Origin of the sequence: Agrobacterium tumefaciens (genome assembly GCF_005221385.1) — a bacterium.
GTDB classification, from domain to species: Bacteria; Pseudomonadota; Alphaproteobacteria; order Rhizobiales; family Rhizobiaceae; genus Agrobacterium; species Agrobacterium tomkonis.
The window spans coordinates 1,833,060-1,848,918 of record NZ_CP039903.1; the positions used below are offsets into that span (position 1 = coordinate 1,833,060).

Sequence of the window (15,859 nt, forward strand, 5' to 3'; positions counted from 1 at the left end):
TCAGGAGAATATAATAGCACAGGGCGGCAGAACCAATCACCTAATGCGGGCTTATCCCCGCCTCAAATCAAAGCGACTGGAGTTTGCCCAGTTCCTTGGCCACCAGATAATAGAAGGTCACGCGCGACTTGGAGCGGTCCGCAGCCATGGCTTTCGCAGTGGCGTCGATCGCCTTGTCGGCGCTATCGTCGGTCACGCCGAGCTTCTTGCCGCACCAGCTTGCCTTGACGCGCGCAAGCTCTTCCGGATCGGAAGCGGACACCAGCGATGAATCCCGGTTGCGCAACGCAATGCCGAGATGCTTGACGATTTTGCCAACGATGGCTTCGTCGGCTGCCGCATCGTATTTCTTCACATCTGCGAGATAGTCGGTCATATCAACTCCTTCGTGTGTCCCCGGCGCCACGTTGCTTCTGGTGACCGGTTGCACGGAGAATGTGACAGCAATCTCTCGTCGTCAAGAATTGTCTAAATTGTCAACGTCAAACACGAAACCTTTTCATGGAATTGTCATAGCCCCCCTTTTCTCCGCCGGGCGAAACGCCTATATGAGCTTTGCCGGGGCAACCCGGCTATGGCGATAAACGGTCGGTGTAATAAACCTATTGGACCCGGGGGCGGTACCCGGCGCCTCCACCAAAAACCGGCGGACTTCTTTCAAGGGAAGGCCGGCTTTTGATGGGGGCGAAATAGGATCGACAAGGGCGTAAAGATCGAACTTTTGCTCGGCATGATACCGCCGTTATCGGGTCACAAGTGTAGTTGCAAACGACAACAACGCTAAGGAATACGCTCTCGCTGCCTAATGGCGGTGCGGGAATTCCGCTCTAAGTCCTTACGGTTAGCCCCGTAAGGCGGGGTTCGGAGGTACCTGGCAACAGAAACCTCCACCTTCTCCATTTTGCCTGAATTGGTTATATGATAGCTGACTTGCGAACGGCATCGGCTTTTCCGTTGCTGCCGTTCGGGACATTGCGTATACTTGGGTAACGCGCAGCCGTCTGGATCGAGTTCGATCTCCGGTTCAGGATTGCGCAAGGATTCAAAGTGTTACAGCGTCCTTGGCGCGCAAGGCGCGCAGCGCATTAAAAGACGTTCGAATAAGGGAAAGACAGGACCGCATGGGGCAGGATCATATCCGTTACGACATTCTCGCACAGGATGCCCTTCGCGGCGTTATTCGTAAGGTTTTGGGTGAAGTGGCCGCAACCGGCCGCCTGCCCGGCGACCATCATTTCTTCATCACATTCCTGACCGGCGCGCCGGGCGTGCGGATTTCCCAGCACCTCAAGTCGAAATATGCCGAGCAGATGACCATCGTTATCCAGCACCAGTTCTGGGATATGAAGGTAACCGAAACCGGCTTCGAAATCGGTCTGTCCTTCTCCGATACGCCTGAAAAGCTGGTTATCCCTTATAACGCCATTCGCGGTTTCTACGATCCTTCCGTCAACTTCGAGCTTGAGTTCGACGTGCCTCTGGCCGATGAAGAAGAGATGGAAGAGGCCGAAATCACTGCCTACCCCGTTTCCAACGAGGCAAAGCCCGCTTCCACCTCCGAGGCCCCCAAGGCAGGCGAGGAAAAGAAGGAAGGCTCCGTCGTTTCGCTGGATGCCTTCCGCAAGAAGCAATAACGGCCTTTCTTTCGCCACCCGAAACCCAAGGAGACATATCCGCATGGCCGCCGATATCGTCAATCTGCGTCAGTTTCGGAAGCAGAAAGCCCGCAACGAAAAGGAAAAACAGGCGGAACAGAACCGCCTGTCCTTCGGCCGCAGCAAGACCGAAAAAAATCTGACATCAGCCCTCAATGAGAAAGCTGAAAAGGCGCTCGATCAAGGGCGGCTCGAAAAGGGTGATGGCGGGGCCGACAGGGACTGACGATCGGACCTGCCGCAGCGAACTCCCCGCAAAATCGGAAATCAATCGCAAAACAGAGGCTTGCCGGCGAAACATGATTCAGATTTCCAGCCGGAGGCCGATCTGATGATCCGCAAGCACTCAGCAACATTACACGGCCACCGCACCAGCATTTCACTTGAAGATGCCTTCTGGGAAGAACTGAAGACGATTGCCGAAAAGCGCAAGATCAGCTTCGCTGCCCTGCTGGCGGAAATTGATGACAACCGGCCCGTCGACAGCAATCTGTCCTCGTCTTTGCGCGTTTATGTGCTGAACTGGCTGAAGACAAGGTAATCTTTCCGTCCAGCCAACGACATGGGCGCAGCCCCTGATCTGCCGGCCCACAGACTACAAACATTCGGGCCGAAAAACTCGTAACGTCGCGAAAGCATTCATTAAACATTAGCAGCCTAATCTGCGCTGCAAGGCATTCCCGTATTGCGTAGCCTTGTTTTCAGTCTTTGTTTCATAACTTTCCAATCCACACATCCGCCACGAGGCGACCCATGGTTTCTGCCGTTTCGGGAACAAGCATTGCTGTTTCCGTCCTTTCTTCTTCATCCACCTCCTCTTCAAGCGTTTCCGAGCTGAAATCGCAGATTGCCGAAAAACAGTCGGAGCTGGCCCAGACCACCGAAGCGAAAGCCCAGGAGGAACTGAAGAGCGCCATCGCCTCGCTCAAGGCTCAGCTTGAGGCTCTCGAAAACAGCGCCGACAAATCGGCAGCTTCAGGCGACAGCGCGGATAAGCCCAGCCTGTCGGGAGAGAGCAGCAGGATTGGCACGAAAAACTTCGATGCCGACACGCCCTTCGGCGAACGAGAGAGCTGGATTTAATCGGCTGCCGGACAACTCTGGAAAGACCGCCAAAAACACGGGTATCCAGACCGCACCAACATTTGTCCTGAGACGATGTCACCAGCCGTTACCAGACACCCCTCCCCTGACTTGACCCGAAGTTTCGCAACCGGGCGCGACGATGGCCATAGATCCCGGGAAAGGGAATGAACCCGTTTTAGGGTGCCAGTCTCCACATCCTGCAAATCTGAAGGCGATCCACCTCCACTTTTCAAACAAGCTATGGATTGGCCGGCGCGTTTTCCGGCGCCAGGTCGCGGATCGCATTTTCCGTCGGTGGCACGACCAGAATCGGCGCCGATTGCCGCTCGGGCACGGGTTGCTGCTGTTGCTGCAGCAACCGCTCCTGCTGTTCTTTCTCCTGGCGAAGACGCTCCTCGGCGGCAGCCTTCAGCCGGGCCTCCTCTTCCGCCTTCGCTTTGGCTTCCGCTTCTGCCCGTTCCTTTTCAGCCTGCCGCTCAGCCGCCTGGGAGCGGTAAAGCGCCACTTCGCGGCGCAGGCGCTGCTTTTCAAGAACGCTGGCCTGCATGGCCTCCACCCGACGGCGCTCCTTTTCGAAAGCCCTGAGCGACAGGTAATTGCTGAGCGTCGAAACATCGATCGTCAAAGCCGGTGCCGCCAGCGGGCCATTATAGTTGAGGCGTAGAGACGGCTCGGCTCCGGCAACCGCTTCGGTGCCGGGATTGAAGAGAAGATCGAGATCACCATTCACGGTCGATGCGGCAATATCCACCGTCGCATCACCGGCAAGCGTCACCGGATCGATCCCGGCGCGCAGATTCTGGAAATGAAGCGCACCACCATTCAGCGAGAACGGCAGGGCCACATCGCCAAGCCCGATTTCACCCTGCCACAGGTTCTGGTCCACCAGCGGCCGAACTTTGGGCGCATCGATAGGCTGCTGCAAACCATCCGCCGCCTGCAGGATCGGCGGCAGCGCGGCGGGATTGAGCCCCTTCAGCGCCAGCCCGCCGGCACGGATTTCACCTGAACCACCCGCCGACTTCAGAATTTCGCCGACACTCTTGCCGGTCGATTCAGCCGTCAGGTCGATGGCAATTCGGCCGGTCGCCACAGGCCCATTGGCGTTCGCCCACAGGATAGGCTCCGGATTGGCGTCGGCCACCGCGATCTTGGTGCGGAAAATCCCCGCCCCTTCACCCGTGGACATGGCAAGCCGGCCCGTCAATTTGCCGCCCATGAAGCCGCCCGTGACATCATCGAGCGAAAGACTGCCCGAATCATGCGTCACCTTGGCCGCCAGACCCGTGATCGTGCCGAAGGGACCCGCTTCGAAGTTTTCCGCCTTCAGCGACAGTGAGGCCTTGAGCTGTGGGAAAGCCGCCATGGCCAAAGGCTTGGCGTTGAGCGCGCCATTTTCCGGGTCAATCACCGGGCCGTAGATCGCATCACCCAGCCAGGCGAGATCGGCGGTCCTGACCGACAGATCACCGCTGACGGGATAAGGCGCGGCGCGCTGAACCGCGAGATTGCCGGAGAAGGGATTGCCACCCACCTGCCCGCCAACCGAGGAAAAAGCGATCTTCTGCGCATCGACCGCCACTTTCGCATTGGCCTTCACAGCCATGCCGCCGCCGAGTTGCGGCAACCCCACCGCATTCATGATGAGATATGGCTCGATATCAGCACTTTCGAGCGCCACATCCGCGCTGCCCTCACCGAAATTGGCGGCAGCAACGGCAAAGGAGCCGCTCATCGAAAAATGCGTACGCTCCGTTGAGAAGCGGATATCGGTCTGGGCCGGCGAACCGAGCGTGCCATTGAGCTTGACGGAAAGAAGCCCCTCGCCATCCGCATCGAAGGGCAGCGGATCAAGCCCCGCCTGCCCGAACAGGATGGCCGTCGACTGGTTTTTCAACACCGCTTCCAGCGACATCGCCGTATCATCGGTGATCGACAGGAAATCCGGCATCTTGGCAACGGCCGACAGGCGGCTGCCGTTGACGGTGCCTGATACGGCCACATTGGCCCCGCCATTTTCACTGTTCACCGAAACATCTACGGCAAGATCGGAATTGGCGTACCAGGGCGCGCTGGCGGCCAGACGGCTGAGGAAGGGGTGATTGGGCAATTTCTGCTGCAGCATGGTAAAGAACGGCTGCATATCCGGAGCATGCAGGTTTACCGTGCCCTTGCCCGCATATTTCAGCAACGAACCCTGCAACTGCCCTCTGGCCTTGACCTCAGCGCCGGCAATATCGCCGGCCGTCATGTTTTCAAGCGTCAGAACACCACCGGCCATGGTGAAGGCGGTCTCGACATGATTTGCGGTCACGCCGGCCATGTTGAACCGGTCGGCCTTGAACTTGGCGTCGATGCGATGATCGAGAACCGAGCTTCCAACCTGATCGCCCAGCGCCAGACTACCGAGCGCCTTCAGCGCATCGAGGTCGATTTCATTGCCGGCAAGATCGATGGAGAGATTGGAAGTCTTGCCATCCGAGCGCCGCTCCAGCTCGCCCTTCAGCGAAGCGTCGCCGATGGCAAGCTCGAGATTGTTGAAACGCTGGTTGAGCGTCGTCAGCGAGACATCGGCGGAAAAACCGGCCGCATTCAGCTGCCGTATCGCCGGATCGACCGAGCCGGAAAGCCAGTTCGCCAGCCCCGACGGCTGGTTGGAGGCGAGAAGCAGATTGCCGTTGAAGGCCGGGCCGCCAAGCAATGTCAGCGATCCCTTGGCTTCCAGCTGCGTCCTGCCCGGCAATGTCGCAACCGCATTCACCACCTGCCAGCCGCTGCCATCAGGGCGCACATCCAGCCTGATGTCACGGATGGTCGTATCGTCGGAAACCAGCGCGGGAAGGCTGATGCTGGCCTTGCCCGGCACCTGCGGCACCGGAATGCGCGCCACCATGGCCGCAAAAGCCTCGATGCGCTGGCGCACAGAGACGGTGGGCTGGCGCGAGGTCTTGCCCGTTTGTACGACGGGTGGCGCAAAGCGGGCGACATCGATCTGCTGGCCATCCGCCGTCAGCAGAAATTCCGGCTTCGCACCGGTATCCAGCGTCGCCTCGCCGGTCACGACGTAAGGGTTTTCGCTGCCGCCGAGTTCCATGCGGTAGCTCGATATGCGCACGCTTTCATTGGTCAGTTCGAAACTGCCGCGTGTACGCGGCGAGGAAAACAGCGACTGTCCGGCCTGTTTCTGCTTTTCATCTTCCCGGAAGCTGAAAGCGAAGGAACCGCTATAGGCAGGCTTTCCCGCCGTTGCAGCAATCGCGCCGTCCAGATCGACCTCGACCGGATGTTCATCCGGCACAACCCGCACCCTGAGGCCCATGCGGCCAGCGGCATAATCGGGTTCGCTGCTGGAGAGGGAGAAAGAGCCCGGATGCCCGTCAACGGCAGCACGCCCTTCCGCCTTCCACGGCCCGGCCAGCGAATTGGCGGACATGTCGGCGTTAAGGCCGGTCACCACACGGTTGCGGCCGGATTGCTCATCGATGAATTCGATCTGCCCGCCCTCGATCTGCACGCTTTCCAGAACCACGGTGCGGGCGGGAATTTCCGCCCGGCTGCCACGCATCCAATCCAGCGTGCCGTCCTTCAAAAGCCTGATCTTGGCCTTGGGCTCCTCTATGCGCATGTCGAAGATGCGCGCCTCACCGGAAAGGAAAGGTGCTAACTCGGCATCCATGGAAAAACGCGCAACCTGGATGAGCGGCGAACCATCCGCATCCGTTCCGGCGCGCACATCATGCAGCGTTACCGAAGGGAAAGGCAGGATACGCGCCTCGACCCGGCCGTGCACCACCACCTTCTTGCCCAGAATGCGGCTTGCCTGATCTTCAAAATCGCGGCGGAAATCCGTCCAGTCGACGAAATAGGGAATGAGCAGCGCCGAAAACAGCACCAAGGCCAGCAGTCCGCCCAGAAAAACCAGAATACGCCCGAGCACTGACCTGCATCTCCCTTCGCGAACGCTGCAAACCTATTCTTTTCTGCCTTAACGGCAAGCAGCCTTTTGTACCAATCAAATGTGAGAATGATCAGACAAGCCGGAACAACTTGCCCGGATTGAAAATGTTATCCGGATCGAGCGACGTTTTGATGGCACGCATCACATCCAGCGCATTTCCTGCTTCTTCGGCCAGAAAACTCATCTTGCCTTGACCGATGCCATGTTCGCCGGTGCAGGTGCCGTCCATGGCAATCGCCCGGCGGTTGAGGCGGGCGACAAAAGCCTCGGTTTTCGCGACGCTTTCGGCATCCTTGCCATCGAACAGAATAAGGACGTGAAAATTCCCGTCGCCCGCATGGCCGACGATTGGCGCCAGAAACCCGTTTTCAGCAATATCCTGCTGCGTTTCCACCACGCAATCTGCAAGGCGCGAAATCGGCACGCAGACATCGGTGGAAAGCCCGTCAAGATGCGGCGCAAGCGCCCGCGACGCCCAATAGGCATCATGCCTTGCCTTCCACAACTTGTTGCGCTCGGCAGCATCGCCCGTCCAGCGGAAATCGACGCTGCCGCATTCGGCCGCGATTTCGGCAAATTGCTGCGATTGCAGCGCCGCCGTTTCCTCCGTGCCGTGGAACTCCACGAACAGCGTCGGTTTCTCCGCGTAGTTCAGGCCGGAATAGGCGTTGCAGGCGCGCACCTGCACCTCATCAAGCAATTCGATGCGGGCAACCGGAACGCCCATCTGGATCGTCATGATGACGGCATCGCAGGCTGCCTTGATGCTATCGAAGGTGCAGACCCCGCCGGCGATCTTTTCCGGAATGCCCTGCAGCCGCAGCGTGACCGAGGTGATGACGCCGAGCGTCCCCTCCGCCCCCACGAAAAGCCGCGTCAGATCATAACCGGCGGACGATTTGCGCGCACGGCGTGCCGTGCGGATTTCATCGCCATTGGCGACGACGGCGGTGACGGCCAGAACATTATCCTTCATCGTGCCGTAGCGCACGGCATTGGTGCCTGATGCACGCGTCGAGGCCATGCCGCCGATCGAGGCATTGGCGCCGGGATCGATCGGGAAAAACAGGCCGGTATCGCGCAGGTAGACATTCAGGTCCTCGCGCGTCACGCCCGGCTCCACCGTCACGTCAAGATCTTCGGCATTCACCTCAATGATGCGATTCATCCGGCTGAAATCGATGCAGATTCCACCGTTGGGCGCATTGACCTGACCTTCCAGCGAAGACCCCGTTCCGAACGGAATGACCGGCACCTTATATTGCGCGCAGACCTTCACCACGGCCTTCACATCATCGGCGCTCTCGGCAAAGACAACGCCGTCAGGCGCCTGCAGGGTCAGATAGGTGGTGGTGTGGCCGTGCTGCTCGCGAAACGCCTGGCCGGTCTGGAGCCTGTCGCCAAGCTGCTGCTTCAGCACCGCGAGCGCAGATGCGATACCCTCTTCGTTCCGCTTTCCCGCCACCACATCTTTCAGCGCCATCATCCATCTCCACCGCAACATCCGCCCGTAACGGATTCGATCCGTTACGAAATTCCGTCAGGTGGTATGGGATAAGGTTAACGCTTTGTCCAGCATCGCAATTGCCCGGACGGTAATTGGCGGCAACCGTTTTTTATTCCGCCGCCAGAAGCGGTTTGTCTTCCTCCAGCGCCTTGCGGCGGGCGGCAAGTTCCAGTTCGCGGTGGAGGCGGATTTCCTCATCCGCCTGCGGTTTGGCGAAGCGGGCGATCAGCAGATAGGAGACCGGGGTGATGTAAAGCGTCACCAGAGTCGCAAAACCGAGACCGCCGACGATGACCCAACCGAGCGCGATGCGGGCTTCCGCACCCGCCCCTTGCGCCAGCACCAATGGCACACCGCCGAGAATGGTGGCGATCATAGTCATCATGACGGGACGCAGACGGATGCTGGTGGCCTTCTCGATGGCTTCGCGCACGGTAGCGCCCTGATCCCGCAGGTGATTGGCGAATTCGACGATCAGGATACCGTTCTTGGCCATGACGCCGACAAGCAGCACGAGGCCGATCTGGCTATAGACGTTGAGGCTGGACCCGGTGACCAGCAGCGCGATGACCGCGCAGGCAAGGCCGAGCGGCACCGTCGACATGATGATGACCGAACTCAGCACACTTTCGAACTGCGCAGCCAGCACGAGGAAGATGATGGCGATGGCAAAACCGAAGGTCAGCAACATGCCGCTCGAATTTTCCTCAAGCGTCGCCGCTTCACCGAGCGGCAGCAGGCGGGCGCCGGGCGGCATTACCGATTGCGACAGCTCATTCACCTTTTGAAGGGCCTCACCAAGCGAAACGCCATCCTTGAGGTTGGCGGTGAAGCCGACGGAGGCAAGCTGCTGCTCGCGGTTCAGCTGCGGGGCAACCGCATTTTCCTTGAGTGTGGCAATGACCGACATCGGCACGATCTTGCCGTCGCCCGTTTTCAGGAAGACGTTTTCAAGATCGGTCGGATCGTTGATCGGCCGGGTAGACGATAGCAGCCGTACGGGGATCGCATCGCCATCCACGAAGACGTCGACGATCGAGCGCCCTTCCAGCAACGACTGCATGGCGCGCGACAGGCCGGTAATGTCGATCCCGAGATCCGACGCACGCTCGCGGTCGATGGAGACGGAGATCTGCGCCTGATTGGGTTCATTGTCGAAGCGCGGCGTGTCGAACAGGCCGCTTTCCTCCATCGAAAGCAGCAATTTCTGCGTCGCCGCCGTCAGCGCCGCATAATTGCTGCCGACCATCGCCATCTGCAACCCGTTGCCGGCGCCGCGAATTCTGAGGCTGTTCGGCTGCATCGCATTGCCGCGCAGCGCGGGCACCCTGTTGGCGGCGGAAGTGACATCTGCGGCGATCTGGTTCTGCGTACGCTCGCGGTCTGCCCAGGGGGCGAGCGTCAGCACCATGAAGCCGGTATTGGACGAACCGTTCATGCCGGTGATGGAGTAGATATTGCGGATTTCGCCACTGTCGCGCAGCGGCTGCAGGTTTTCCTCGATCCGCTGCAACTGGTCGCGCGTATATTCAAGGCTGACACCCTGCGGCGCTGTCACCCGCATCATGATCGAGGCGCGGTCCTCGCGCGGCGTCAGCTCATTCTGGATCATGCCGAAGGCGATCCACGACAGGCCGGAGAAGATCAACGCCACGACGATGACGATCAGCGGATTGTTGAGGCAGGCGGAAAGCGTCGACTTATAGGTGGAGGCAAAGACATTACCGAACCAGGCAAGCGGTCCCGTCGGTTCCTTCAGCCCCTCCTTCAGCATGCGCGAAGCCAGCATCGGGCAAAGCGTCAAGGCCACGATCGAGGACAAGCCCACCGCGAAGGCCAGCACGAAGCCGAATTCGCGGAACAGGCCGCCAAGCTGGCCCGGCAGGAAGGAAAGCGGAATGAACACGGCGGCAAGCGTCGCCGTCGTTGCGATAACCGCGAAGAACACTTCCTGCGTGCCGAGAACGGCAGCGGCCCGCGGCCCCATGCCTTCCGTGCGGCGGCGCACGATGTTTTCAAGCACCACGATGGCGTCATCAACCACCAGGCCGGTCGCCAGAACGATGGCGAGCAACGTCAGAATATTGACCGAAAAGCCGACCATATAGATCGCGACAATGGTGCCGATCAGCGCCACCGGCATGGTGATTGCCGGAATGAGGGTGGCCCGCCAGTCGCGCAGGAACAGGTAAAGCACCACGACGACGATAAGCGCGGAAAGTCCGAGCGCCAGTTCAACCTCGTGCAGCGCGCCTTCGATGAAGACGGCGTCATCGCTGGTGATGACGACACGCGTACCATCAGGCAGGTTGGCCGACATGGCATCGACAGCGGCCTTCACGCCCGTGGAAATACTGAGCGTGTTCGATTGCGCCTGGCGGATGACGCCGAGACCGACGCCCTGCACGCCATTGGAACGCAGCGAGGTGGATTCATCATCCGCCCCCAGCATGACGGTCGCGACGTCCCTGAGGCGAATATTGTTCTTGATCAAAAGATTGGAAAAATCTTCGGGCTTCGTCAGGCTGGCCGTGGCGCGCACGACGATATCCTGCGTCGTGCTTTTCAGCGATCCCGCCGGCACGTCGAGGGCCGCGCTCGCCAGCGCGTTGGAAACATCGGTGACGGTCAAACCACGGCTTGCCAGCGCCGCCTGATTGAGATCGACGCGAAAAACCTTTTCCTGATCGCCGTAAAGCTCCACATCGGCAACGCCGTCAACGGCGGCCAGACGGTCGATGATTTCGTCATCCACCAGCTTGGTCAGGTCTTCCATGCTGAGCGTGGTCGAGGTGACGGCAAGACGCATGATCGGCTGGCTGTCGGAATCCGCCTTGATGATCTGCGGTTCGTCGGCATCGTCAGGCAGCTGATTGGTGACGCGGCCGATGGCGTCGCGCACGTCGTTGGCGGCGACAGCCAGATCGACATTGTCGCCGAATTCCAGCGTCACGCGGCTTGTGCCGAATTGCGAATTGGAAGAGATGGACTTGACGCCGCTGACACGTGCCACCGCACCTTCGATGGTCTGCGTCACTTCCTGATCGATGGTTTCGGGCGCCGCCCCGTCATAGGTGGTCCTGACGCTGATGATCGGCCGGTCGACATCCGGCAATTCGCGCACTTCGACACCAACCAGCGCGGCAAGGCCGGCGACGACCAGCAGCGTGTTGAGGACCGCCGCCAGAATGGGCCTGCGGACGAACAATGCCGTAAAGGCGAGCTTGGAATCCTTAACCGAAGGCGGCGGTGTCGTCATTGGCTGGCAACCTCCTCAGGCTTCGGCTGATTGCCGACGCGGACCGCGCCGCCTTCTCTCACACGCTGCAGACCCTCGATCACGACGGGCTCACCCTCCGCCAGTTCCGCCTTGACGAGAACGGCATCGGGGTTGCGCTGCACGATCTGCACCCGCACCTTGTTCGACTTGTTGTCGGTAACGCGCCAGACATAGGAGCCTTCCGCATCCCACTGCACGGCAAGCGGGTCGACCGAAGCATAGGTTTCCCCGGCAAAACGCATGGTGACGCCGAAGGACATGCCGGCCCTCAGCTCGTCTTTCTCATTGCCGAACTTCGCCCGGATGCGGATCGTGCGGCTTGCCTCGTCAACACGGTTGTCGACGGCCTCGATCTCACCCTTGAAAGCCTCGCCGGGTCGGGAAATCGACGTCGCCTCCACCGGCATGCCGACCTTTATCGCGGTTGCGAAGCGCTCGGGAGCCCAGAAATTGACAAGAATTTCGGAACGGTCGTCAATGCTGACGATGGTCGATTGCGTGGTGACGTTGTCGCCGATATTGGCGGCAACGATGCCCGCCACACCTTCGATCGGCGCGACGATGTCGCGACGCTTGAGATTGAGTTCGGCCGTGCTCAGCGCAAGCTTGGCAGCCTCCTCGGCAATCTGCGCATCCAGCACGTCAAGGCGGGAAACGGATTTCAGGTTCTTGTAGGAATTGGATTTTTCAACCGCGCTGCGCAGCGTGACCTGCGCCTTGTCGCGCTCGATCACCTGCTCCTCATCGTCGAGCCGCGCGAGCACCTGCCCCTTCACGACGCGGGCACCGGAGGAGGTGCGGATTTCCGAAAGCGTGCCGGAGGCCTGCGGCATGACAACGACCGACTGGATCGCCTCGCCATTGCCAATGGCATTCAGCCGGTCATTGACCGTACCTTTTTTGACGGGAGCCATGACCACCAGAGTGGTATTGCCGTTGCGACGCGCGCCGCCGGCATTCTGGCCCGCTGGCGTGCCGGAGGTTCCGGCACCGGATGCGGCAACCTCGATCGCACCGGCCGGCATTTTGCCAAGCCCGATGGCAGCGAGAACATTGCGGGCTTCGGGCGAATAAAAACCCCAGAGACAGAGCCCCGCTCCCACCACGGCAACACTGACACCCACCTGTTTCCAGACCCGCATATATTTCTCCGGTTGATCCGCGCAGTAAAATGGAGTTCCAAACCGAACACCGTTGGAACGTGCAAAGTATTCCCGCTTGCCTTGACGAAGGCAACGCACAAAACCGTTCCTTACATAATTGTAATTTGTGATGAATTTTCGTCGGGACGCATCGCGCAGCCGTTTCTGTCGCGAATCTCCGCTGATCGGTTACTCTAAAAGCCGAAAACCATTCCCGGAGGAAGCCATGAGCACGGTGACGAAAGCCGAAAATCCCGAAGCCGACCCACGCGTCAAAGCAGTGTTCGATGATATCCGCACCACCCGCAAATCGGATTTCATCAACAATATGTGGCTATACCTCGCCTTCGATCCCGATCTACTGGAAAACACCTGGGCCGAGGTCAAGGCGGTGATGGCGACGCCCTCGGCGCTCGATCCCTTGGTCAAGGAAATGCTCTATATCGCCGTTTCCGTAACCAATGGCTGCTCCTATTGCGCTCATTCCCACACGGCGGCCGCAAAAGCCAAGGGCATGACCACCGAACAACATGCCGACCTGATGCGCATTATCGCGCTTGCAGCCAAGACCAACCAGCTTGCGGTCGCGCTGCAAGTGCCCGTTGACGCTGCTTTCGATGCCGACAGAGGGGCTTGAGACGAAGAAAATGCCTTGGAATAGGCGTTTTGACTGACGATACCGGAATAAAAGCAGAACGCGGTTCTGGCCTTTATATCCCGAATCACTACATTGGGCCGCATGAGCAACAGTTTCGACGATATGCCGTTCTTCGATGAAGAACCCGCCGCACCGCGCAGGGCAACGAACAATGCCCCTTCGGAAAACGGCGGCGGGCTTGGCATTGCCGCCCGCGCCATGGCGGCGCGCGATCAGGCGCGGCCAGCACCTGACTATCTGTCCGGTCTCAACCCGGAACAGCGCGATGCCGTGGAAACGCTTGACGGACCCGTTCTGGTTCTCGCGGGCGCCGGCACCGGCAAGACCCGCGTTCTGACGACCCGCATCGCCCATATTCTGGAGACCGGCCGCGCGTGGCCGAGCCAGATTCTCGCCGTGACCTTCACCAACAAGGCCGCCCGCGAGATGAAGGAGCGTATCGGTGTTCTCGTCGGCGGTGCTGTCGAGGGCATGCCCTGGCTCGGCACCTTCCACTCCATCGGCGTCAAACTCCTGCGCCGCCATGCCGAACTCGTCGGTCTGAAGTCGGATTTCACCATTCTCGATACCGACGACGTGGTGCGGCTGATCAAGCAGCTCATCCAGGCCGAAGGTCTTGATGACAAGCGCTGGCCCGCCAAACAATTCGCCGGAATGATCGACGGCTGGAAGAACAAGGGCCTGACGCCGCCGGATATTCCGGAAGGCGACAGCCGCGCTTTTGCCAACGGCAAGGGCCGCGACCTCTATACCGCCTATCAGAACCGGCTGAAGACGCTGAACGCCTGCGATTTCGGCGATCTTCTGATGCACCCGATCAGCATCTTCCGCCGCCACAGCGATATCCTGAAAGAGTATCACCAGAAGTTCCGTTATATTCTGGTGGACGAATATCAGGACACCAATACGGCGCAATATATGTGGCTGCGGCTTCTCGCCCAGCGCGCCAAGGGCGAACCGCAGAACGTCTGCTGCGTTGGCGACGACGACCAGTCGATCTATGGCTGGCGCGGCGCCGAAGTGGACAATATCCTGCGTTTCGACAAGGATTTCCCCGGCGCCAAGGTCATCAAGCTCGAGCGTAACTACCGCTCCACCGAACATATTCTCCGCGCGGCCGGCCATCTGATCGCCCATAATGAGGGCCGTCTCGGCAAGACGCTGTTCACCGAACGCAGCAGCCCTGACGATGAAAAGGTCGTGGTCCATGCCGCCTGGGATTCCGAAGAGGAAGCCCGCGCCGTCGGCGAGGAGATCGAGCAGCTCCAACGCAAGAACCACAAGCTGAACGACATGGCCATCCTCGTTCGCGCCTCCTTCCAGATGCGCGAGTTCGAAGACCGGTTCGTCACGCTTGGTCTCAATTACCGCGTCATCGGCGGCCCGCGCTTTTATGAGCGCCTCGAAATCCGCGACGCCATGGCGTATTTCCGGCTGGTCTGCCAGCCTGCCGACGATCTCGCCTTCGAGCGTATCGTCAATACACCCAAGCGCGGCCTTGGTGATACGACGATCCGCAACCTGCATGACTATGCCCGTGCCCGCGATATTCCGATGCTGGCGGCAGCCGTCGACATCATCGAGACCGATGAGCTGAAACCGAAGGCGCGCAAGGCGCTGTTCGACGTGGTACAGGATTTCCGCCGCTGGCAGGGCCTGCTGGAAAACACCGAACACACCACGCTTGCCGAGCAGATCCTCGACGAAAGCGGCTATACCGCCATGTGGCAGGCCGACAAGACGGCGGAAGCCCCCGGACGGCTGGAGAACCTGAAGGAGCTCATCCGTTCGATGGAATCCTTCGAAAGCATGCGTGGATTTCTGGAACACGTCGCACTCGTCATGGACGCGGAACAGAATGCGGAACTGGATGCCGTGTCCATCATGACGTTGCATTCCGCCAAGGGTCTGGAATTTGACACCGTCTTCCTGCCCGGCTGGGAAGAAGGCCTGTTCCCGCACCAGCGGGCGCTGGACGAAGGCGGCCGCTCCGGTCTCGAGGAAGAACGCCGCCTCGCCTATGTCGGCATTACCCGCGCCAAGAAGCTATGCCATATCTGGTTCGTGTCGAACCGGCGTATCCATGGTCTATGGCAATCCACCCTGCCCTCACGTTTTCTGGAAGAACTGCCGCCCGCCCATGTGGATGTGGCGGCATCCGACAGCAATTATGGCGGTTATGGCGGACGCGGGGGCTATGGTCAGTCCCGCTTCGACAAGGCGGAACCCTTCGCCAATAATTACTCCACCCCCGGCTGGAAACGTGCGCAGGCCAACAAATCAGATGCCACCCGCGATAATTGGGGCACACGCTCCGGCCATGCGGTCGAGCGGATTGGTTATGGCGAAAGCGGCCCGCGCACCCGCACGATTGATGGCGAGCTGGTGGCCAAATCCGTTGCCGACACACCATCGAAATTTTTTGTCGGTGACCGCGTCTTCCACCTCAAATTCGGTAATGGCAATATCTCCGCCATCGAGGGCAACAAGCTGACCATCGATTTCGACCGCGCCGGACAAAAGCGCGTGCTGGATGGATTTGTGGAAAAGGTTTGATTCGAACGGTTAAGACA

11 protein-coding genes and 1 other RNA gene are annotated in these 15,859 nt (G+C 59.8%); 7 read left to right on the forward strand and 5 right to left on the reverse strand.

What is annotated here, in order from left to right:
- Positions 1 to 67: 67 nt before the first annotated feature.
- Positions 68 to 376, reverse strand: coding sequence for a DUF2853 family protein (locus tag CFBP6623_RS09280; protein WP_035242256.1), 309 nt, complete (start codon positions 374 to 376; stop codon positions 68 to 70).
- A 142-nt stretch (positions 377 to 518) separates the two neighbouring features.
- Between CFBP6623_RS09280 and ssrA the strand changes: the two genes are divergently transcribed.
- The 5 genes from ssrA to CFBP6623_RS09305 all read left to right on the forward strand — a co-directional run bounded on the left by ssrA (position 519) and on the right by CFBP6623_RS09305 (position 2,738).
- Positions 519 to 892: a transfer-messenger RNA gene (ssrA, locus tag CFBP6623_RS09285) on the forward strand.
- A gap of 229 nt (positions 893 to 1,121) precedes the next feature.
- A complete protein-coding gene (locus CFBP6623_RS09290) occupies positions 1,122 to 1,634 on the forward strand; it encodes an SspB family protein (protein WP_046798099.1) in 513 nt (170 codons plus the stop codon).
- Between the two features lie 43 nt (positions 1,635 to 1,677).
- Positions 1,678 to 1,881, forward strand: a complete 204-nt coding sequence (locus tag CFBP6623_RS09295; protein WP_046798098.1) for a DUF4169 family protein — start codon at positions 1,678 to 1,680, stop codon at positions 1,879 to 1,881.
- A gap of 105 nt (positions 1,882 to 1,986) precedes the next feature.
- The gene (locus CFBP6623_RS09300) at positions 1,987 to 2,196 is read left to right on the forward strand and encodes a ribbon-helix-helix domain-containing protein (RefSeq protein ID WP_046798433.1); all 210 of its coding nucleotides are present in this window, start codon (positions 1,987 to 1,989) and stop codon (positions 2,194 to 2,196) included.
- A 212-nt stretch (positions 2,197 to 2,408) separates the two neighbouring features.
- Positions 2,409 to 2,738: a hypothetical protein gene (locus CFBP6623_RS09305; protein ID WP_046798097.1), complete on the forward strand. Its 330-nt coding sequence runs from the start codon at positions 2,409 to 2,411 to the stop codon at positions 2,736 to 2,738.
- A gap of 241 nt (positions 2,739 to 2,979) precedes the next feature.
- Here the strand turns inward: CFBP6623_RS09305 and CFBP6623_RS09310 are convergent, their stop codons facing one another.
- The 4 genes from CFBP6623_RS09310 to CFBP6623_RS09325 all read right to left on the reverse strand — a co-directional run bounded on the left by CFBP6623_RS09310 (position 2,980) and on the right by CFBP6623_RS09325 (position 12,628).
- Positions 2,980 to 6,678 carry an AsmA-like C-terminal region-containing protein gene (locus CFBP6623_RS09310; protein WP_080841957.1) on the reverse strand — a complete coding sequence of 1,233 codons (3,699 nt, stop codon included), beginning with the start codon at positions 6,676 to 6,678 and terminating at the stop codon, positions 2,980 to 2,982.
- Between the two features lie 91 nt (positions 6,679 to 6,769).
- Complete coding sequence (locus CFBP6623_RS09315; protein WP_046798095.1) at positions 6,770 to 8,182, reverse strand: FAD-binding oxidoreductase; 1,413 nt, start codon at positions 8,180 to 8,182, stop codon at positions 6,770 to 6,772.
- Between the two features lie 133 nt (positions 8,183 to 8,315).
- Positions 8,316 to 11,465, reverse strand: coding sequence for an efflux RND transporter permease subunit (locus tag CFBP6623_RS09320; RefSeq protein ID WP_080841956.1), 3,150 nt, complete (start codon positions 11,463 to 11,465; stop codon positions 8,316 to 8,318).
- Positions 11,462 to 12,628, reverse strand: a complete 1,167-nt coding sequence (locus CFBP6623_RS09325) for an efflux RND transporter periplasmic adaptor subunit (RefSeq protein ID WP_046798093.1) — start codon at positions 12,626 to 12,628, stop codon at positions 11,462 to 11,464. Before CFBP6623_RS09325 ends, CFBP6623_RS09320 begins: the two co-directional genes overlap by 4 nt.
- A 226-nt stretch (positions 12,629 to 12,854) precedes the next feature.
- Between CFBP6623_RS09325 and CFBP6623_RS09330 the strand changes: the two genes are divergently transcribed.
- The gene (locus CFBP6623_RS09330; RefSeq protein WP_046798092.1) at positions 12,855 to 13,265 is read left to right on the forward strand and encodes a carboxymuconolactone decarboxylase family protein; all 411 of its coding nucleotides are present in this window, start codon (positions 12,855 to 12,857) and stop codon (positions 13,263 to 13,265) included.
- Between the two features lie 102 nt (positions 13,266 to 13,367).
- Positions 13,368 to 15,842, forward strand: coding sequence for an ATP-dependent helicase (locus tag CFBP6623_RS09335; RefSeq protein WP_080842553.1), 2,475 nt, complete (start codon positions 13,368 to 13,370; stop codon positions 15,840 to 15,842).
- Positions 15,843 to 15,859 lie beyond the last annotated feature (17 nt).

Coding starts and splice junctions, on each gene's coding strand:
- CFBP6623_RS09280 (WP_035242256.1), bottom strand. CDS start 376: ATGACCGACTATCTCGCAGATGTGAAGAAATACGATGCGGCAGCCGAC.
- CFBP6623_RS09290 (WP_046798099.1), top strand. CDS start 1,122: ATGGGGCAGGATCATATCCGTTACGACATTCTCGCACAGGATGCCCTT.
- CFBP6623_RS09295 (WP_046798098.1), top strand. CDS start 1,678: ATGGCCGCCGATATCGTCAATCTGCGTCAGTTTCGGAAGCAGAAAGCC.
- CFBP6623_RS09300 (WP_046798433.1), top strand. CDS start 1,987: ATGATCCGCAAGCACTCAGCAACATTACACGGCCACCGCACCAGCATT.
- CFBP6623_RS09305 (WP_046798097.1), top strand. CDS start 2,409: ATGGTTTCTGCCGTTTCGGGAACAAGCATTGCTGTTTCCGTCCTTTCT.
- CFBP6623_RS09315 (WP_046798095.1), bottom strand. CDS start 8,182: ATGGCGCTGAAAGATGTGGTGGCGGGAAAGCGGAACGAAGAGGGTATC.
- CFBP6623_RS09320 (WP_080841956.1), bottom strand. CDS start 11,465: ATGACGACACCGCCGCCTTCGGTTAAGGATTCCAAGCTCGCCTTTACG.
- CFBP6623_RS09325 (WP_046798093.1), bottom strand. CDS start 12,628: ATGCGGGTCTGGAAACAGGTGGGTGTCAGTGTTGCCGTGGTGGGAGCG.
- CFBP6623_RS09330 (WP_046798092.1), top strand. CDS start 12,855: ATGAGCACGGTGACGAAAGCCGAAAATCCCGAAGCCGACCCACGCGTC.
- CFBP6623_RS09335 (WP_080842553.1), top strand. CDS start 13,368: ATGAGCAACAGTTTCGACGATATGCCGTTCTTCGATGAAGAACCCGCC.